This window comes from Zavarzinia compransoris (assembly GCF_003173055.1).
GTDB classification, from domain to species: Bacteria; Pseudomonadota; Alphaproteobacteria; order Zavarziniales; family Zavarziniaceae; genus Zavarzinia; species Zavarzinia compransoris.
On the sequence record NZ_QGLF01000002.1, the window covers coordinates 1 to 18,100 of the forward strand.

Here is an 18,100-nt window from a genome sequence, read left to right on the forward strand (position 1 = left end):
GACCACCACGTTGATAGGCCGGAGGTCGAAGTCTAGTAATAGGCGAAGCCGACCGGTACTAATCGCTCGATAGAGCTCTATCGCAAGACTGCGCAAGCAGTCGCCGTCATGTCCGGCGAGGAAAACGTCGAAAGACCGACCCTCAACAGGCAACACTCCTTCACGCAAGCACGCATCCCCGTCATTCGGGCCCATTATCCGGGCCAAACCTTCGAGAACTATAATCTGTATGCTTCGCTGGCCTGGTGGTCTTAGCGAGGGCCCCAACACCCGATCCCATCTCGAACTCGGCCGTGAAATCCCTCCGCGCCAATGGTACTNTCAACAAACCTCACAGATCCACAATTCATCACCCATCACCGCGGGGTGGAGCAGCCCGGTAGCTCGTCAGGCTCATAACCTGAAGGCCGTCAGTTCAAATCTGGCCCCCGCAACCAAAATTTCCAATAAACTCATACACTTGACAAAAGGCCGCCCGGAAGGGGCGGCCTTTTTAGCTTAGCGCAACGCTAACACATTTTGACCGCGTTCCCGTTCCGTGCTGATAATGGCGCATCTCCAGGTTATGGCGGGCGCTTTCTCATGCAGCGGCACGAGATTCTCGGCGGCAAGGTCCAGCTCTACCGGCGCGTCGACGGCGGTAACTGGCATTGCTCGGCCTCCGTAGGCGGCAAGCAGCGCCGCACGACCACGAAACAGGACAGTCTTGCGCTGGCCAAGCAGGTCGCTGAGGACTGGTATCTGGGCTTGCGGGGCAAGCTGCACGCCGGCCTGCTCAAATCCGAGAAGACCTTCCGGCACGCGGCCGACCAGTTCCTGCGCGAATACGAGATCATTACCGAGGGGGAGCGTAGCAAGCGCTGGACCGAGGGGCACGCCATCCGCCTGCGGGTGCATCTGTTGCCGTTCTTCGGCGACCTCGGGCTGTCCGAGATCTCGGCGGGCAAGGTGCAGGACTATCGCGTGCACCGAATCTCGACGCGGATGGAGCCGAACCCCCATTCGCGCAGCAATCGGCCCTTGAAGGACAAGCCGCCGGCCCGTAGCACGCTGCATAACGAGACCGTGACGTTGCGCATGGTGCTGCGCACCGCCGTCAATCACGGCTGGCTGTCCCATGTACCCGATATCTCGACGCCCTACAGGGCCTCGGCCAAGGTCGAGCATCGGGCGTGGTTCAGTCCCGCAGAATACAAGCAACTCTACAAGGCGACCGGCGCCTATGCCAAGGCGCCGTTCCGTGACCGTTTCCGCTGGAGTGCCGAGCAGGTTCATGACTACGTCTTGTTCATGGCCAACACGGGCTTGCGGCCGGACGAGGCCGCGAACCTCGAACATCGGGATGTCGAGATCGTCGTCGACGAGGAAACCGGCCAGCGCATTCTCGAGATCGAGGTGCGTGGCAAGCGGGGCGTGGGCTTCTGCAAGAGCATGCCGAATGCGGTGCGGCCTTATGAGCGCTTGCTGGGCCGGGCGAAGCCTGTTGAGGTGATCAGCCGTCAGCGGAAGCTGCGGATGCGCAGGGCCGGCGAGGAAATTCCGACTGAGGCGCCGACGAAAGCCTATCCGCAGCAGACGGACAAGGTGTTCCCGGGCAATCACATCAAGCTGTTCAACAGCCTGCTGGAGCGCGAGAAGTTGAAGCTCGATCGCGATGGCAAGGCGCGCACGGCGTACAGCTTGCGGCACACTTACATCTGTCTCCGGCTTATGGAAGGTGCCGATGTTTATGCGGTGGCACGGAACTGCCGGACCAGCGTGGAGATGATCCAGAAGTACTACGCTGCGCACATCAAGAATATGATCAGCGCGGCGGCGGTGAATGTGCGCCGGGCCAAACCTGGCGGCCGGCGTAAGGCACTGCCGGTGGCGTTCGAGGACGATCTATAGTCGACATGGTCAAAGCGCCGCGCGGCGGCGCGCAGGCACACCCCCCGGGGGTGTGCCTGGCATGGGCGCCCTTGCGGCGCTCATGCCAGGGTCGGGGGCGTCAGGCTTGGTTGTCATCTGCTTCGGGCTGTGCTTCATCGCCTAAAAATGCGTCGATGGCCGTGAGGAACTCGGCAGTGATCTCGGGCGGTGCCTCGTGTGTTCTATAAGCTCGGCGCGGATCGTGTCGCTGCATGCGTCTGTAGCGCTCGATCGTCATCAGGATATGGCGCGGCTGGCCATCGTTCAGGAGGATGACGGGGGCGTGGTCCGCTTCGGACGCCACGGTTGCCGGATCATTCCGCCATTCGGCTTCGGAAAACTCGCGCATGGGCGCCTCGTCGTTGAAAATGGTCGAGCGATTATATCGGGGCCACGCGGCGACCGGCACCCCGTAGGGGTGCCGCCGAATTTTTTGGGAGGGTGAGGCTCATGCGAGCCACTTCTCGACCCGCAGGGTACGGACGCAGGTGAACTCTCCGGTGTTGGCCGTTCCAGCACTCGCCGATGGCTTGCCCCTGAAGGAGAAAAGGCGAAGGGGGGCGGCGGTGCCGGTGCGTGGCCTGAGGCGCGCGTCGGGTCAGAGGCTGGGCGTCATGGCGGGAGCGATGGGGCCCGCTCAGGCCCGGCTCGCATAATTGCCCCATACCCGGAAGAGTAGTGTTGCTACCGAAGCCCGTCCACCAAAGCAGACGCCGATCCACAAGGGATCGAGGTGAAAGGGATGTGCACACCTGATGCACCGTTCCGGCGCCTGTCGTATCGAAAATTTATCTTTATATTTCAATGGGTTATTTCTTATGAAATGGAGAGGGCCTTCGACCGGATTCTCTCAGATTCACAACATCTAACCCAACCTATTGAAATTATTGAATTTTTATGCATCTCAAATTCACAGCCCAGAATTCAATAATTTCTCGAATTCTCTCAAGATTCCTGTAACCTATTGAATATAAATAGGTTTTATGGCGTCTCGGATTTTCTCGGGGAAAGTGCCGGAACGGCGGGAAATAATACATCTCATGGTAGCAATGCCGGGCTGTGCTCCGGAGGGAGTACAGCCTTCGCTCCTCAAATTTGCCGTCAGTCGCGAGGAATAAAGACCGGAAGACACCGCGTTTTCGATGATGCGTGCTGCGAATTTCATCTGCCGATATTGGGATTGGGGGGCGCTCGAAGACCCCTTTCTTCCTTCAGCGGTGGCCTTTGTCCGACGTTCCGATCGTCGCGATCAGGCCGAACCGAGGCATGGAATGCGCGCCAGGACAGGTGCGACGGGCGGTGCAACGCCGAGCACGACGCAAGAATATTCAGGCGCCAAATAGGCGATGAACTCCCGTCTGCCATCGAGATATTCGCGCACCAGACGGTCGTCGAGGTCGGGGTCCAGATAGGTCGTGTAGCCGGCCTTGAACATTTCAGCCTGCACCTGGCGTGCCGCCGAGGCCATTATAGCTTCCCATTCTTCGGGCGTGCGCATCTCGCTTCTCCGGTCAGAAGTGGACAATTTGACGGAGGCGAAGCGGCTCTTTCTCTGGCTTTTTCGCCTTAAGGATGGACCAAAACTCCGCATCTCGGCGCGGGAAATTGACCAATATGGTAGTCTAAAACGGCACAAAGACACGATGAGGCCGAGCATGAATCGCGGCACGATTGCGGCGTCTGCGGAGGTTCTGCCTACGCCCGAGGCGATTGACGCCGCCTTCACCTCGAGCCGCATCCAGGGCCTTGAAGGTGATCCCGACGATGACGCGGCCTTGCTCGCGCATGGTCGGGGTGAACTGACATCCGGTGAAACAAGGCAACGCCTGATCGACCGATACAGCACGCGCCGACGCCGGACATCGACAAAAGATCCCTATCTTCTCTCGACAGGGGCGCTGCGCAACAGGCTTGGCATCAGCGATCCGGCAACGCTGGAGCGCGCGGAAAAGGGTCTGGTCGACCTGCGCATGGCCCGTATCGACATCGACGGGCCGCGCGGCGCTTATACCTTCGCGCGTCTGAAGGAGACGCACCGCTATCTGTTCCAGGATCTCTACGACTGGGCGGGAGAGGCCCGCACTGTCACCTTGGCCAAGGCTGGATTTGATCGGCGCGCCTGCACCGCCTTCGCCCGCCCCGCCGACATCGAACCCATCGGCCATGAAATCTTCGGGCGTCTTGGCGAGCGGAACGCACTGAAAGGCTTGTCCCGGCCTGATTTCGTCGACAGCGTCACCGGCTTGTTCGCGGACGTGAACATGTTGCACCCGTTCCGCGAAGGCAACGGGCGCACCCAGGAAGCGTTCGTCAAGGCCATCGGGTGCGATGCCGGTCATCCGATCGATCTGGGCGCCGTCACCCTCGAGCGGATGATCCGCGTGTCCATCGACGCAACTGGGGGCGACCGGACGGCGATGCGCCAGATGTTCTCAGAAGCGACCGATCCACGGCAGGTCGGGATTCTCAACGCGGCAATCGCCGCGATCGCGACAAGGTTGCACGACTGGAATGAGCGCTTCATTGCGATCACGACACCGGGCCAGCACTATGAAGGGGTCTTGGCCGGTGTGTCGAGGCAGGGCGACACTTTCCTGTTTCGCACCGATGTCGAGATCTTCGTGGGCTGGGCGAGGGACCTGCCGGCGTCGGCGCGATCGGGTGACCGCATTGCGTTTGGGGCCCGAGGGGCGCCGTCACGTGTCGCCTGACGCGCTCCCGGGACCTGTTCTGGCTGAGGCCCTGGCAGTAGATGCTTTCCATCATGTAACCCATTGTGCCGGCGCGGTTGCGACTACGCCGATGGTGGATATCGCGGAGGAAGTCGGTCACGGCGATGTAGCCACCTGCGTAGCCGCGATCTTTCAACTCCTGGAACAGCCGCCGACCGGACAGGCCGGGATAGGTTGCGATGCGCTCGCGCAGGTAGGTGGCAAAGGGATCGATCACCGTACGGCGCGGCTGCCGCGGCCCATAGGCGGGTGCCTCCATGTCGCGGTCGATGTACTTGCGCACCGTCTTGCGATCGGTGCCGGTCTGTCGGGCAATCGCCGACACCGACAGCCCTTGTCGATGCAAATCCAGGATCATCACCAGCTCCCCGAGCTTGATCACCGAAGCGCCCTCCCGACCATCGGGAGGAGCATCGGCAACATCGCGCCGCCAGTCTTCCGGGGCGCGCCCCGGAAGACCGGCGCGGCACCTCAAACTGGGGAAGATTCAAGCGGCACTTCTGGGGAGAATTGCTCCGGCATCAACACTGGCGATCACCTGAGCCATGAGCCCCGGCACTGGCCAGGCCACGCGGTGTCGGCAAGGCCGGCGCCGGCATCTGGGTGATCCTGCTGCAGGTCGGGCAGATGTACTTGGGCCGGACATGGCGGATGACCTTGAAGTGGCCGGGTACATAGTCCAGCACCTCAGTGACATCCTCACCCAGGCAGGCCATCGGGCCGTCGCAGGCCGTGCAGGTACAGGCTGGCGTGTGAACGACATCTTCACGCGGCAGATGGGGCGGCAACGGCCGCCGATGCGGGCGCGACTTGCTGCCGCTCGCGGGTTCGGCGGGGCTCTCAGCCCCGGCTTCCGCCTCGATGGTCTCCAGCTCTTCAAGGGTCAGTTCGAGTTGCTCGATCTCGCGGTCGAGCGGACACCTCGAATAACCAGCTTGATGGCGGCGTCGGACATGAATCCGGCGCCGTGATGGCCCGTGTCGGGTCGGGCCTGGGGTTTGAATGGGCTTTTGGTCGGGGAAGCCTGCCCCACACCAGGGCCCCCTTCAGGCCGCCGGCTGGTGCTCGGCCAGCCAGATATAGCGCCTGACGTTGTAGGCGAGATTGGCGAGAGCGATCTTCGTGGTGGCCCTGGCCATGCCGATGGTCCGGACCACCAGGCCGAAGGCATGTTTCTGGTGGGCGAAGACGCCCTCCACGGCGGAGCGTATCTTCGATCTTGCCCGGTTGGCCTTCTTCTGGGGCCCGGTCAGATCCTGGCCGGGCCGGCGACGGAAGTGGATCCTGGAACGAAGGCCCCGGGCGTCGAGGAACGCTTCGTTGGCCCTGGTCCGGTAGGCGGTATCCGCCCAGACATCGCTCGCCGTGTTGCGGGCCATCACCGCCGGCAGCTGGGCACCGTCATGGGCCGCCGCCGAGGTGACGCTGAAGCCCCGGATCAGGCGATGCGCCTTGTCGATGCCGATATGGTTCTTGTAGCCGAACACCGGAATGGCAATCTCCACCCGGGCCTTGGTGCCGTCTGCCTTGCTCTTCCTTGCCTTGGCGCGCTTCAGTGTCCAGCGGGCATCGCGGTCCTTCTGGGCCAATTTGGCCGGTTTGGCCCGCCAGTCCTCCGGGATCCGTCCTTCCTTCAAGGCGGCCTTCTCCGCGTCCGTATTGCGCTGGCGCGGGGCGGCGATGATCGAGGCATCGACGATCTGGCCCGACATGGCCAAGTAGCCCTTGCCCTTCAGCCAGCCATCGAAGTCGGCGAAAAGATCCCGGATCACGCCGGCCTTGGTCAGGTGCTCGCGATACAGCCAGATCGTCTTGGCGTCAGGCACCGCATCCTCGAGCCCGAGACGCAGGAAACGCATAAACGACAGCCGGTCCCGGATCTGGAATTCAGTGGCGTCATCCGACAGCGTGTAGAGCGTCTGTAGGATCAGGATCCTGAACATCAGCACCGGGTCATAGGGCGGGCGCCCGCCCTTCGCGCCATCGGACCGCTTCAGTGCCGCCACCAGACGGGGCCGGAAGATCTCGAAGTCCACCAGGCTGGCCAGCTTCACCAGCGGATCCCCCGTCTCCGACAGCAGCCGATACCGCTCATCCAGATCGAAAAACCCCGGCTGACCCATGACGCCCCTCCATGGAGAACACCGCCCCATGGAATCATGAAACCGGTCACGTTGCAGCGGTTTTTAGAGGTGTCCGAGCCGCTCCGAGGATTGGCCGAACTGCATCCGCCGGAGGCGGGCCAGCTGGATCTTCAGCTTCTCCATCTCGAGGCTGCGCAACCGCGCCGCCGCCTTCACCGCCTTCAACTCGGCCTGGAGTGCCAGGGCGAAGGCCTGCAAAGCGGCGGAGGCTTGCGGCAGGGAAGCGGTCTCGAGCGACATGGCGTAGTCTACCATGCCACCTGTGGCATCCCAATGGCTGTCGTTCAGTCATGACGATATCGGCACCATCGGCGCCGCCGGCGCGACGGTCCGGCGCCAGTCCATGCCCTCGATCAGCAGGGCCAGTTGCGCTGAGGTCAGTTGATATTGCCCATCGGCCAGCGGCGGCCAGACGAAGCTGCCTTTCTCCAGGCGCTTGGCGATCAGGCACAGGCCGGAACCATCCCACCACAGGGCCTTCAGCCGGTCGCCACGCTTGCCGCGGAACAAGAACAGGTGGCCCGAGAAGGGATCCTGGTGGATCATCTCCTTGGCCTTTGCCGCCAGGCCATCGAAGCCGTTGCGCATATCGACCGGCCGGCAGGCGAGATAGACCCGGGTGCCCGGTGCAAGCGCGATCACAGCGCGCCCTTCACCACCGTCAGCAAGCGCTGCAGGGCCTCAGGCTCGATACCTTCGCGCCCCTTGAGCCGGGTGCCGTTGGGCAGTGCAATCTCGGCTTCGCCATCGCGTGCGGCGCGGCGTCTTCGTTTTGCCGGGTCGACCGTCCGGGTCGGCCCGGCCCCTTCGGACGGTGAACCGATCGTCGCCAGCGGGATGAAACGGAGATCTTCCGCCGAGCCGCCGGCGGCGGCCACGGCGACGGCACGGCGGATCGCTCGCCAACCATAGAGGACACTCTCCGCGACACCATGGCGCCGCGACACCGATGCGACCGTCGCGCCGGGCTGATCCGTCTCGGCAAGCAAGGCAGCCTTCTCGGCCTCGCTCCATCGCCGACGCCGCTCGACACGGGAAATCACTTCAACCTCGCCACCCACCAGAGCCTCCTTCTGGACTCCGAAAGGAGCCCGCAGAGATCTCACGAGGCAGCATCTCCCCCGGCCAGCGCAACACCCATCGTTACGGTGATCACCGGGCGCTTACCCCTGTCAGCCAATTACCGTTCCTGTACAATCAGAATTTAACCCCTATGGAATCTCCCACGAGTCAGCCCGTCAGGGAACCTGTATAGGCTGCATAGCAAAGAAAGGTCCTCTACTCTTTCTAGGCAAGTCCTGGATCTCGTGATATTCAGAGTGGAAAAAACAATTCGTCTCCATACCGATATGCAATTGATCATGCCGCGAGGATAAATTCATGAAGGCGATTCTCGTTGCTGGTGGAGCAGGTTACATTGGCGCGCAAACTTGCAAGCAGCTTGCAGCAGCTGGATTTTTACCAGTTACCATAGACAATCTGTCTACTGGTTATCGTCAGGCCGTCAAATGGGGGCCGCTTGTTGAAGCGGACATCAGAGACCGAAATGCCATCGCGAGCACCGTTGCCCAATACGATATCAGAGCGGCCATGCACTTCGCAGCGTGCAGCTTGGTCGGTGAGAGTGTGCAGAATCCGGTAAAATATTACGATAACAACATCGGCGCTGCAGTTTCATTTGCCTCAGGTCTGATTGAAAGTGGGGTCAAGAGTCTGATATTTTCTTCAACTGCTGCAGTATATGGCATCCCTAAGACAGATTTAATTACGGAAGATCATCCCACAATACCAATCAATCCTTATGGGGCTACCAAGTTAGCTTTTGAGCAAGCACTGCATTGGATTGCTCGCTCTTCAGATTTAACCTTCACCGTTCTGCGTTACTTCAACGCCAGCGGTGCGGATCTCGATGGGGAAATCGGCGAAAGCCACGATCCAGAAACGCATTTGATCCCCCTCCTGAGCAAAGCGGCAATCGGATCAGGTGCGCCGCTGAGTATTTTTGGCTCCGACTACCCCACACCGGACGGCACTCCGATCCGGGACTATATTCATGTCGTCGATCTCGCAGCCGCCCATATAGCGGCGCTCCAAAGAATGCTGAGCGGCGGGAGCAGCAGCATTTTCAATGTCGGTACAGGTGTTGGCGCCTCCGTCGCCGAAGTCATTCGAACTGCTGAATCTATCCTGGCGAAGGAAATGCCCCGCAGGATCGGCCCCCGCCGCGAAGGCGATCCCGCAGTTCTGGTTGCCGACCCAAGCCGGATCCTACATTCACTGGATTGGGCACCGAGGTTTAGCGACCTTCACACGATCATCCTGACAGCGATGTGGTGGCAGAAGAATCGCTTCTATTGACGGGGATTTCTGCGGAGCACCTCGGGCCCGATTGCGCGTCACCGGAGTCTATAAAGCGAATACCATCCCCTTCGATGACCGCGGCTGTGAGCAGGCCAGTTAAGTAGGCGCCGGTGTCGATCCCGATCCTGTTGTCTCTGATATCAGGGGTGGCGGATGGCGAATGTCCGTGAATGATAAGGGCGCCATGTTCCGCCCGACTGCGCAGAAAAGTGTCACGGATCCACATCAGGTCTTCGGGTGACTGTGCATCAAGAGCCACGCCCGGTAGGACACCGGCGTGGGCAAAGAAGAAGGGGCCATGGTGGTGGCAAAAGGAAGTTGCTTGGAGAAACGCCAAATGTTCCGGAGGCATATGGCTAAGCAGAGCTTCTGATACCTTGCGCCAGTCGGAGGGCCTCACGGGCAGCCCCTGCAAAGCTTTATAAGATCTCAATGTTTCAAGGCCGCCAAAATTGGCCCATTCGGGACCAAGGCTTGGTTCGCTTAAGAAACGGAGCATCACATCTTCGTGGTTTCCCCTAAGGAATATGCAAGTTTCCGACTGAAGGCTGTCTTTCAACTTCGGCGATGACAGGAGGTCGAGGACCTTGCGGCTTTCGGGCCCCCGATCAACATAGTCGCCAAGGAATACAATACTGACTCGCCCGTTATAGCCGCGCCGATCGAGGGCGATTTGCGGGAGCAGGCGGCCGAGGCAATCGAATCGCCCATGGATGTCGCCGATGGCATAAATGCGCTCTCCAGGTGGCAAGGTATAAGCGGGCCGCCCTCCGGCTGAACCGGCTTTTCCGCTGAAGGCGGCAATGCTCCTTTTCAGGAATCTCATGCTTTGAGCCGCCGTGACGTAGCTTGGGCCAGAGCGAAACCGACAATAGTGGCAAGGCAAATGGCGATGGCTGGGATTTGGAATGAAAAATCGACCAGCGAGTGGATGCTCGCCAGCAGAATAGCGGCAAGCCCGAGAGCGGGCCAAACACTATTGGCCCAACTTCTTTTGCGCATTCCCGGCCAAAGCTGACAGCAAATCGCGAGCATCGCAGCAAATATCGATAAGGCTCCCGGAAGCCCAAGGCCAAAGAGAAACTCAAGATAAAGATTGTGAGCCTTGTCGAACAACTTATCGCTGATTCCCAATCGATCATCCCGGACCAGTCGGAAGCTTTCCTCGAACGCGCCAAAGCCCGTCCCCACCAACGGTCTGTTGGCTATACCTTCGGCTAGAATTTCGATGACGGCTTCGCGTTCGTAATCTTGTAGCCCTTGCTTTTGCAATCTATCCGATAGAGGGGCGATCGAAATCGAAGCTATCAACATGACCAAGCCAGTAACCGGGAGCAATATCGAAGCACGGGGCCGCATTCTCGTGCCACGCCTAACCAAAGCCAATGCGAAGAATGCAAGGCCCAGTAAGGAAGCCAGGAGCCCCCCCCTCGACAACGTCAACGCCGTAGCCGACAGCAGGATTATCGCCGTGGCTACTAGAATCCAAAAACGCCAGTCCGCCAGATCTATTCTGGCGCGGCGACCTGCCCCCAATTGATTAAGGGCAAGATGTGCAGCTAGCGCACAGGCAACGATTGCCCAAAGGCCACAATATGAGGCGAAATTGTTTCTATTCGTGAAAGTTCCGGTAACGACCCCCGGATACGCTGTGGCATATCCAAAAAGAGTACGATTGCCGTCAAGCCAGTTCCCAATGCCAAAGAGGCCATTGCAAACCGCCGCAGCCAAGCCGGCGTAGAGTACGATTTTCATGTCGGCTTGGCGGGATCCGACAAGTACGGCCACCAAGCCGAAGATCCCGTAAGCCAGCATATCTAGTGCGCCCTCTATCGTCAGCGAGGGATTCACACTGATACTCCCTGCAACGGGTATCGAAATTGCTTCAGCAGTTTCACGCCATAGTGGATGGCTGATGCCGCCCCCCCACTGCCCCGCTTGCAGCAACATCCAGGCGACAGATCCACCGTAAAAAAGCCCGGGCAGTGCGATTTTGCGCAACAAGGTGGAGCTGAACAACCCTCCTGCGGCAAGCAGGCTGGCATAGCCGGCAGCGCACCCGGCAATCGACCAGATCACATAACGAGGTACCTCCGCGTTGGAGGCGAAGGGGAGGGGGCTGAGCGCTACCACAAGCGAAAGCACGACAACCAGCGGCAGAGTCGGCCAGCGCGAAGGTTTGGAAGGGGCGGACTGAAGCGGCAATTGTTGCACAGCAGCGATCATGTTTCGTCTCATACCGTTCCGGTAGATTGCCACAGATAGCCAACGGTATCATACACGGCAAATTGCCCCGGCCATTCAATCATCGCCGTGTTTTGGCGCCGAAATGGTGGATGAGCTGTTGCAGCAAATCCATAGGCGTCGCAAAAAACCTCGGCCCATATTAAATTGGGCTCGCCCGACGCATTAGGCGTAACCGCTATATGATATGCATAGGGAAGATGAGGCTGCGTGCTCGGTTTCAATATCCTGTTGCATTCGCTGCGGCAGAGTCTCAGGACGCCCCCTGTCAGTAGGCAGTTCTGGGGGCAACATGTGTGTGAAGGAGGGGGCCGGCTTCCGGTCCGATGACGAGGCCGAAGGGGGCGAGCAAAGTGCTTTGCGAAAGATTTTTCAACCAAGCCCGCCACCTGTTAAGGGCCCTGACGGCAGTGTCTATATTGGCTGTCAGCGCGTGCGATACGCCATCAGGGCTGCCGCTGAGGGAAAGTTTCCAGCCGGAGGCCGGGAGGGTAGATGTCACTAACTCCTACGAAGTGGGATCTGGTGACAAGTTGCGCATGACTGTCTTCAACGAGACACCGCTCTCGGGCGAATTTGTCATTGCAAGTGACGGCTCTCTTGCCTTGCCGCTTATTGGCAGTGTAGATGCGGCTGGCTTGACCCCGCGAGAACTCGAGAAGAGAATCGCTGAACACTTCCGCGATGGCTATCTGCGTGATCCGCGCATAAGTATTGAAGTGCTGAACTATCGGCCTTTCTACATATATGGAGAGGTCCAAAAAGGTGGTGAGTATCCCTATGCGGTCAGTATGAGCGTGTTGACGGCTGTCGCTTTGGCCGGTGGTTATACCTACCGTGCGGATACCCGTCGTGTAGTTATCACGCGCAATGGCGAAAAGGTGGGGGTGCCAACATCAGAGAATTTGCAGATTTTGCCGGGAGATATTGTCGAGATTCCAGAGCGCTTTTTCTGAGATACCTGTTTGGGAACTCTGCACAGCCGATCCGGCTGATATTCTCCCACCGCCTGGCGTCGGCGGTCGTGAGAGTTTCTCGCCGGTTCCCAATCCTCGGGTCCTCAAAAAGCGTTGGTCGGTGTCCCGATGATAAACCTGCGAAAAGCTGCTTTACGTGGTTATCTAGGGCGTTTCTCTGGAACTCATGATCGAAGGAGGCGAACGTGTTTGTGAAGAAATTTCTGCTGGCAACGACCGCGGCCAGCAGCTTGCTGTTTGCGCAAGCGCACATGGTCTATGCTGCGGAGGACGCAGTGATTGTTGAGGCGCAGACTGATGGTTCCGCCATCGTTGCCTTACCCGACGGCACCAAGGCGACCCTTCAGGAAGCGATCGTCAACTTGATTGACAATGCAGTTGCGACCGGTAATCCACTGATTATACAGGCGGCCATCAGTCAGTCTGTGTCTTCTATTGTCACCAATAACGGGGGTGCTTCCGCTATACCGTCGGCGGCGGCAGTCGTTCAGATCAGAACCTTGACCGCAGCCGTTATTGCATACGCGCGAGCGAGACTTGGTTCCATTACCGGCCTTAGCGACAACGAAAGCGCAGGATTGTCCGGTGTCATACTGGAAAGTGCGATCTCCGCGCTTCGGACCTCGATGACCGCGGCGCCCGATGTTGCCGCAGCGATTGTCGAGTGGACCGTCGCCTTCGCCAAGCTTCCAGCAGCCCTGGCTGCGGCTCCGGCAGGTGGCCCATTGCAAACGTCTCGCCTTGATCCGAATGCAATTACATTGGATGGCGTGGCCGAGCAGGCCGCAGCCGTCAATGCGGCGATAAGGAATGCGATCATAGAGAGGCCGGTCGTCAGCCCGAACCGTCAACCCGGATAGATCAGCCTTCCAGGGGCATTGCCGGGTATTTGTTTGTCAAAGATGTTCCCGGTCGTGGGGCTTTTTAAAAAGGGGATTCCTGATGGATGCGACCAAGAGCCAGAAGACAGACAGAGCCGGGCTCGTCGTCGATGTCAAGATTTTGGCGCTGGTGGGGATGGCAGCCATCCCCGGCGTGGCTCAGGCACAAGAGGGCGGCTTGGGACCAACTGGTGTACATGTGGGGGCTTTCCTCTTCGAACCCTCCGTCACGTTGTCTGAAGTCTATGATGACAATATTTTCGCGACCGATGGCGGCCAAGAGGATGATTTCATCACATCCATAGAGCCTGCCCTTGAAATCTCAAGCCTATGGTCGCGACACGCGCTCAACTTCAAAACAGGTATTGCAAGTTCGTTTTACGCCCACAACAGCTCAGAAAATCATACGAATTTTTTTGCTACCCTGGAGGGCAAGCTGGACATAACCAGACTTTCCAATTTCAGCGCAAAAATTAACTATCAAAAGCTCATTGAAGCTCGCACCGACACCAATGCAAATCCAAATGCGGCGGAGGCAACTGAATATCAGCGGTACGATGCCGGCTTGCTGTTCACGCAACAGTTCAACCGCTTCACCCTTAAAATTGGCGGCGCTGCTACTTATTTTGATTATGACGATACCGAGACACGTTCGGGCACGCCCATTGACAATGACGCTCGCGACCGGACCGACGTGGCTGGAACGTTGGATCTGGGGTATGAGTTCAGTCCAGGTTACAGCGCCTTCGTTCGACAAACCGTTGATTGGCGGAAGTATGAACGCAGCGTTGCCAGTGGTCGGGATTCAGCTGGTTACACAACAGACTTCGGTGTGCGACTGGAGGTAACGCGGATCATTGCCGCGGAGGTTTTCGGTGGCTACATGGTGCGCAACTACGATAGCTTCGAGGACCAGTCTGGTTTCAGCTTTGGCGCCAATCTGATTTATGATGTTGCTGAAGGCACTCGTATCCAATTGAACGCTGGTCGCGATTTTCAGGAAACGACAGCAATTGGAGCGTCAGGCTATCTTGTGTCTACGCTGTTCGCGAAGGTCGAGCATGAGGTGCTGCGCGACCAAGTGATTAGGGCGCAGGTCTCCTATACGAATAATGACTATTCCGGTATCGATCGCAAGGAAGACATCTACGGAGGCGGGTTTGGCTATATGTGGTATTTTGGCCAACGCATCTCCTTGGGGGTCAACTACGATTACCAGACACGGGATTCTTCCGTGGTCGACAGCGACTATGCGCGCAACAAAATCAGCCTTGACGTGACGCTGCGATATTGAAAATGGACAAGATTTTATTCTTGTCCGTCGTATCGTATATACATTAATCCTTATTAAGGATCCCATCTCATCATGAGCCGTCGTGAGCGTGGTAACTTTATCGATGGTGAATCTGATGTTCATGATTATCAGATCAATGTGCCTATTGATTTTACCGCCATCGTGAATAATCTTCGTCGTCATTTCTGGGGTATGGTCGGTATCTTTCTCATTGTTGTGGCCTTAGTCGTCGCTTACACACTGACACGGCCTGTACTATACAGGGCAACGGCTCAGGTGTTAGTTGATCAGGCGCAGCGCATTGTCGACATTGAAAGCGTTATTCCTGATATGCCGCTGACAGGAGCCATGGATCTCAACAACGAGGTTCAAATCCTGACTTCCACAGTGTTTGCCGAGCGATTGGTCCATAAGCTCAAGCTGCTTGAAGATCCTGAGTTCAATGCGGCGATACGCCCACCGAAAGAAGATATCCTGGGTCTTGCCTGGGCCAAGACATGGATCAAAGCCACCATCCGCGATTTGGGTATCGCTGGTGAAGGGGAGCTTCAGGAGCTTCCGCCGACAGCGGCCGACCAGTTGAGGGATACCATCCGTGTCCTGCAAGGTGTGATTTCGGTTGAAGTTATCCGTCTCAGTAAGGTCATCGCGATTTCTGTGGAAGTTTCCGATCCGCAGAAAGCTGCCCGTCTCGCCAATGCTATTGCGGACGAATATGTTGTCGACCAGCTCGAAGCGCGATTTGAGGCGACGGCGAAGGCTAACAACTGGCTGAATGAACGGCTAACGGAGCTTCGGGAAACTGTCCAAGCCGCCGAGCGGGCCGCCTCGGCCTTTGCGACGGAGCAGGGTATCTTCGAGACCGGTGGTAACGGTGAAGCCACCATTGACAAGCGGCTTTCCGAAATCAATACGCAGTTGTTGACCGCTCGGGCCGATCTCGCGCAGAGGGAGGCTCGGGTCCGGACCATGCGCGACAAGTTGGCGCGCGGCCGGGGCAGCGAAGCCTTTGGTGAGGTGGCTGATTCCAGCGCCATTCAAGCCTTGCGCGACAAACGCGCGGAACTGGCCCGCAAGCGCAGCGAGCTGCTCAGTCGCTACGGCGAACGTCATCCGGATGTGCTGAAGGTGAATGACGAGATTGCTGCGACGGACTCACAAATCAACGCGGAAATCCGTCGGCAGGCGGCCATTCTCGAGAATGAGTTGCAGGTGGCTAGTGCCCGGGTCCAGGTGCTAGAGGCAGAACTGAAGGCTATTGAAGACGAAGCATCTCGCACGAATTTGGCTCGGGTCAAGCTGCGCGAACTGCGCATGACAGCGGAGAGCTCACGAAAGCTTTATGAGACATTTTTGAATCGTTTCAATGAGACCGGCCAGCAGAGTGACCTTGAGGCGCCGAAAGCGCGGGTGATCAGTCGCGCGATTAGCGTCAATATTCCTTCGTCGCCCAAGACTGCGCTGAATGTCGCAATCGGTATCGTCCTTGGTACTCTCGTCGCCGTCGGCATTGCGGTATTGCGCGATCTCCTCGATCGGGGCATCCGCACGCGCCAGCAATTCGAGGAGCAATTTGGTATCGGCGTTCTCTCGGCTATTCCTGCCAATGGCCCCGTTCCCCACCGGGCACGGCGTCGGCGGTTCGGCCGTCGAGATCCGACACTCTCTGTTATCGACAAGCCGATGTCCGCCTTCGCCGAAGCCATTCGAACCCTGCGTTCGGCTGTCGCCATCGCGAATGTCGACAAACCCATTAAGACGCTGTTGGTAACTTCTTCCCTGCCCAATGAAGGCAAGACCACAACCGCTATTGCCATCGCACGCTCGGCTGCGCAGGGCGGGGCCAGGGTATTGTTTATTGATGCGGATATGCGGCGCCCATGTGGCGGCGCAATTCTTCTCGGCAGGGAAGAACAAGTCGCGGTTGGTTTTGTCGACTATCTTGCCGGCAATACCGAGCTTGAGGCTACCCTGCACAAAGATACCAAATCAGAGGTCGATGTCATCGTCCCCGGGTATCGGGCGACCAATCCAAGCGATCTCATAGCCTCGGCAGCGTTCAAACGCTTCCTAAATGAATGGGCCGCAACGACGTATGACCTTGTGGTCATCGATTCGTCGCCGCTCCTGCCGGTGGTTGATCCCCGTGCTTTGTCGACTATTTGCGACGCCACGATTTTCGTCACTCGTTGGAATAAGACACCACGGGATGCCATCCGCGCTGGGCTCAATTACCTTGGTGAGTATCACGCCAATCTCAGTGGTGCGATTCTGACTATGGTCGATCTGAAACAGATGGCTCGCTACGGCTATGGCGACACTTATTATTACTATAGACAGTACTCGAATTATTATACTGAGAAATAGAAAAATGACGATAGGCATCTTGATCGGACGCATCTTTCCTGCCGCCGTCATGGCGGTAGCGGCTGCCATATTGACAACGGCTGGCTTCGACCATCTTCGGCAGTTCGAGACTGGTCGAGAAATTCAGCGCCTGCGTAAGGTGATCGAGGATGCCGCCGCTGCCAATGACGAGGGGGCCGGGCAGCGGATCCTGACCGCGACCGAAGCCATCCTGACCTATCCCCATGCGGGTAATTTCGACTCCCGGACACAGGAAAAAGCGGCAATTGCCCTTACTACCGCCTTTCAATTTTGCGTGATCCAACAGCGCTGTTCCTCTGAAAAGCGCGAAGCCATGGCCGAGGGGGCCCAGGGATTCATCAAGACTCGATTGGCGGGCGCTCCAGCGGACACGTATTCGTGGATGCGTATTGCCTGGGTGCACTTGCTATCCGGGCGTCCCTGGTACGATCTGCGTCCCTATATGCGAATGGTCATCCGAACGGGTGTCTATGAACCCGCCCTCATCCGGGCGAGCCTCGCGATCATGATGCCGTTCTGGAATGACCTTGACGACGAGGAGCGCCTCTCTGTCCGTGGTATTGCCAGGCGGACCTACGGACTTCCCGGTGAACGCCGCCATCTGGCTGCCCAAGCCGTCGCAAAACTTGCCACTCCGGGTTGGAGTGTGATCATGGCCGACATGTTGGTCGATTCTAGGGCAGCCGAGGATATAAATCGGGAAATGCGGATACTGCTGCGCAGGAACTGATGCCCCCCCCCGGAAACCCGACTGTTCGACGCTACGGAAGTCTATGCCTGCGGATTCCGACGAAGCCGGCCAGGTATTCCAATCAATCACCGGCCCCCCATTCCGATTGTGCCCCTCCGGGGTGGGCCGCCTTTCGGCGGCGGTGTTGATCGCGGATGATAGTATGAGGGTAAGCGTCCGGACACCTCGAAGAACCGGCTGTATCCCTCCGGTGAGGGCCGTGGTCTGTGCTTTCGGTCGTCAGGTCGCTTTGGGCTTACGGCGGGTCCATTTGCGGGCGATTTGATGAAGCTCTGTAAGCATCCGGTGAGGACCGCGGAACCGGGGTTTCGTTAGCTGGCGGGCAGCGCCTGGGGTGCTTCATCGGCCTCGCTGAGGTCGCGATGGACGCTGTCGCGGATAACGCGGGTCGTAACATCGTTGAGATACTCCATGAGG

Annotated in this window: 16 protein-coding genes, 1 tRNA gene, 2 pseudogenes and 1 other annotated feature; of the genes and pseudogenes, 9 read left to right on the forward strand and 10 right to left on the reverse strand. The window is 58.5% G+C overall.

All coding sequences use genetic code 11. The features are described from left to right. Positions 1 to 241 precede the first annotated feature (241 nt). Positions 242 to 327: a sequence feature (5S ribosomal RNA rRNA prediction is too short), on the forward strand. A 33-nt stretch (positions 328 to 360) separates the two neighbouring features. After that, positions 361 to 437: transfer RNA gene (locus DKG75_RS05800), tRNA-Met, on the forward strand. Between the two features lie 145 nt (positions 438 to 582). After that, positions 583 to 1,890, forward strand: a complete 1,308-nt coding sequence (locus DKG75_RS05805; RefSeq protein ID WP_109920168.1) for a tyrosine-type recombinase/integrase — start codon at positions 583 to 585, stop codon at positions 1,888 to 1,890. A 100-nt stretch (positions 1,891 to 1,990) separates the two neighbouring features. On the opposite strand, the gene DKG75_RS05810 is transcribed toward DKG75_RS05805, so the two are convergent. Next, positions 1,991 to 2,260 carry a type II toxin-antitoxin system Phd/YefM family antitoxin gene (locus tag DKG75_RS05810; protein ID WP_109920169.1) on the reverse strand — a complete coding sequence of 90 codons (270 nt, stop codon included), beginning with the start codon at positions 2,258 to 2,260 and terminating at the stop codon, positions 1,991 to 1,993. A gap of 900 nt (positions 2,261 to 3,160) precedes the next feature. Further along, positions 3,161 to 3,409, reverse strand: a complete 249-nt coding sequence (locus DKG75_RS05815) for a hypothetical protein (protein ID WP_133636959.1) — start codon at positions 3,407 to 3,409, stop codon at positions 3,161 to 3,163. A gap of 157 nt (positions 3,410 to 3,566) precedes the next feature. On the opposite strand from DKG75_RS05815, the gene DKG75_RS05820 reads away from it, so the two are divergent. After that, positions 3,567 to 4,622 carry a Fic/DOC family protein gene (locus tag DKG75_RS05820; protein WP_166646485.1) on the forward strand — a complete coding sequence of 352 codons (1,056 nt, stop codon included), beginning with the start codon at positions 3,567 to 3,569 and terminating at the stop codon, positions 4,620 to 4,622. A 109-nt stretch (positions 4,623 to 4,731) separates the two neighbouring features. Here DKG75_RS05820 and DKG75_RS23425 read toward each other — a convergent pair. The 6 genes and pseudogenes from DKG75_RS23425 to tnpA all read right to left on the reverse strand — a co-directional run. Beyond that, positions 4,732 to 5,025 (reverse strand): annotated as a pseudogene (locus DKG75_RS23425) (helix-turn-helix domain-containing protein); the annotation flags it as partial. A 139-nt stretch (positions 5,026 to 5,164) separates the two neighbouring features. Further along, positions 5,165 to 5,647 carry an IS66 family transposase zinc-finger binding domain-containing protein gene (locus DKG75_RS23850; RefSeq protein ID WP_208112077.1) on the reverse strand — a complete coding sequence of 161 codons (483 nt, stop codon included), beginning with the start codon at positions 5,645 to 5,647 and terminating at the stop codon, positions 5,165 to 5,167. Between the two features lie 42 nt (positions 5,648 to 5,689). Next, positions 5,690 to 6,766, reverse strand: a complete 1,077-nt coding sequence (locus DKG75_RS05835) for an IS5 family transposase (protein ID WP_109920173.1) — start codon at positions 6,764 to 6,766, stop codon at positions 5,690 to 5,692. A gap of 75 nt (positions 6,767 to 6,841) precedes the next feature. Next, a pseudogene (locus DKG75_RS23905) lies at positions 6,842 to 6,967 on the reverse strand (IS66 family transposase); the annotation flags it as partial. A gap of 108 nt (positions 6,968 to 7,075) precedes the next feature. Beyond that, positions 7,076 to 7,429, reverse strand: coding sequence for an IS66 family insertion sequence element accessory protein TnpB (gene tnpB, locus DKG75_RS05845; protein WP_109920175.1), 354 nt, complete (start codon positions 7,427 to 7,429; stop codon positions 7,076 to 7,078). Next, positions 7,426 to 7,848: an IS66-like element accessory protein TnpA gene (gene tnpA, locus DKG75_RS05850; protein ID WP_109921038.1), complete on the reverse strand. Its 423-nt coding sequence runs from the start codon at positions 7,846 to 7,848 to the stop codon at positions 7,426 to 7,428. The genes tnpB and tnpA overlap by 4 nt, the downstream gene beginning before the upstream one ends. Before the next feature lie 319 nt (positions 7,849 to 8,167). Between tnpA and galE the strand changes: the two genes are divergently transcribed. Then, positions 8,168 to 9,145, forward strand: coding sequence for a UDP-glucose 4-epimerase GalE (gene galE, locus DKG75_RS05855; RefSeq protein ID WP_109920176.1), 978 nt, complete (start codon positions 8,168 to 8,170; stop codon positions 9,143 to 9,145). Here galE and DKG75_RS05860 read toward each other — a convergent pair. Together DKG75_RS05860 and DKG75_RS05865 are read right to left on the reverse strand one after the other, a co-directional pair. Beyond that, entirely contained in the window at positions 9,102 to 9,974 is an 873-nt protein-coding gene (locus DKG75_RS05860) for a metallophosphoesterase family protein (RefSeq protein ID WP_109920177.1), read from the reverse strand. The genes galE and DKG75_RS05860 overlap by 44 nt on opposite strands. Further along, positions 9,971 to 11,374: an O-antigen ligase family protein gene (locus DKG75_RS05865; protein WP_166646484.1), complete on the reverse strand. Its 1,404-nt coding sequence runs from the start codon at positions 11,372 to 11,374 to the stop codon at positions 9,971 to 9,973. The genes DKG75_RS05860 and DKG75_RS05865 overlap by 4 nt, the downstream gene beginning before the upstream one ends. 476 nt (positions 11,375 to 11,850) lie before the next feature. On the opposite strand from DKG75_RS05865, the gene DKG75_RS05870 reads away from it, so the two are divergent. The 5 genes from DKG75_RS05870 to DKG75_RS05885 all read left to right on the forward strand — a co-directional run bounded on the left by DKG75_RS05870 (position 11,851) and on the right by DKG75_RS05885 (position 17,662). Continuing rightward, positions 11,851 to 12,348 carry a polysaccharide biosynthesis/export family protein gene (locus DKG75_RS05870; protein WP_425319010.1) on the forward strand — a complete coding sequence of 166 codons (498 nt, stop codon included), beginning with the start codon at positions 11,851 to 11,853 and terminating at the stop codon, positions 12,346 to 12,348. A 206-nt stretch (positions 12,349 to 12,554) separates the two neighbouring features. Continuing rightward, positions 12,555 to 13,229, forward strand: coding sequence for a hypothetical protein (locus DKG75_RS22665; protein ID WP_133636951.1), 675 nt, complete (start codon positions 12,555 to 12,557; stop codon positions 13,227 to 13,229). A gap of 82 nt (positions 13,230 to 13,311) precedes the next feature. Then, complete coding sequence (locus tag DKG75_RS05875) at positions 13,312 to 14,544, forward strand: outer membrane beta-barrel protein (RefSeq protein WP_109920180.1); 1,233 nt, start codon at positions 13,312 to 13,314, stop codon at positions 14,542 to 14,544. A gap of 72 nt (positions 14,545 to 14,616) precedes the next feature. Then, positions 14,617 to 16,911 carry a GumC family protein gene (locus DKG75_RS05880; protein WP_109920181.1) on the forward strand — a complete coding sequence of 765 codons (2,295 nt, stop codon included), beginning with the start codon at positions 14,617 to 14,619 and terminating at the stop codon, positions 16,909 to 16,911. Between the two features lie 19 nt (positions 16,912 to 16,930). Further along, positions 16,931 to 17,662 (forward strand): hypothetical protein, encoded by a 732-nt coding sequence (locus DKG75_RS05885; RefSeq protein ID WP_133636949.1) that lies wholly within the window; start codon positions 16,931 to 16,933, stop codon positions 17,660 to 17,662. The last annotated feature ends 438 nt before the right edge of the window (positions 17,663 to 18,100 follow it).

What these genes read in the sequence shown, in the direction of transcription:
- DKG75_RS05805 (WP_109920168.1), top strand. Translation starts at nt 583, where the DNA reads ATGCAGCGGCACGAGATTCTCGGCGGCAAGGTCCAGCTCTACCGGCGC.
- DKG75_RS05815 (WP_133636959.1), bottom strand. Translation starts at nt 3,409, where the DNA reads ATGCGCACGCCCGAAGAATGGGAAGCTATAATGGCCTCGGCGGCACGC.
- galE (WP_109920176.1), top strand. Translation starts at nt 8,168, where the DNA reads ATGAAGGCGATTCTCGTTGCTGGTGGAGCAGGTTACATTGGCGCGCAA.
- DKG75_RS05835 (WP_109920173.1), bottom strand. Translation starts at nt 6,766, where the DNA reads ATGGGTCAGCCGGGGTTTTTCGATCTGGATGAGCGGTATCGGCTGCTG.
- DKG75_RS05820 (WP_166646485.1), top strand. Translation starts at nt 3,567, where the DNA reads ATGAATCGCGGCACGATTGCGGCGTCTGCGGAGGTTCTGCCTACGCCC.
- DKG75_RS05880 (WP_109920181.1), top strand. Translation starts at nt 14,617, where the DNA reads ATGAGCCGTCGTGAGCGTGGTAACTTTATCGATGGTGAATCTGATGTT.
- DKG75_RS05875 (WP_109920180.1), top strand. Translation starts at nt 13,312, where the DNA reads ATGGATGCGACCAAGAGCCAGAAGACAGACAGAGCCGGGCTCGTCGTC.
- DKG75_RS05865 (WP_166646484.1), bottom strand. Translation starts at nt 11,374, where the DNA reads ATGATCGCTGCTGTGCAACAATTGCCGCTTCAGTCCGCCCCTTCCAAA.
- DKG75_RS05810 (WP_109920169.1), bottom strand. Translation starts at nt 2,260, where the DNA reads ATGCGCGAGTTTTCCGAAGCCGAATGGCGGAATGATCCGGCAACCGTG.
- DKG75_RS05860 (WP_109920177.1), bottom strand. Translation starts at nt 9,974, where the DNA reads ATGAGATTCCTGAAAAGGAGCATTGCCGCCTTCAGCGGAAAAGCCGGT.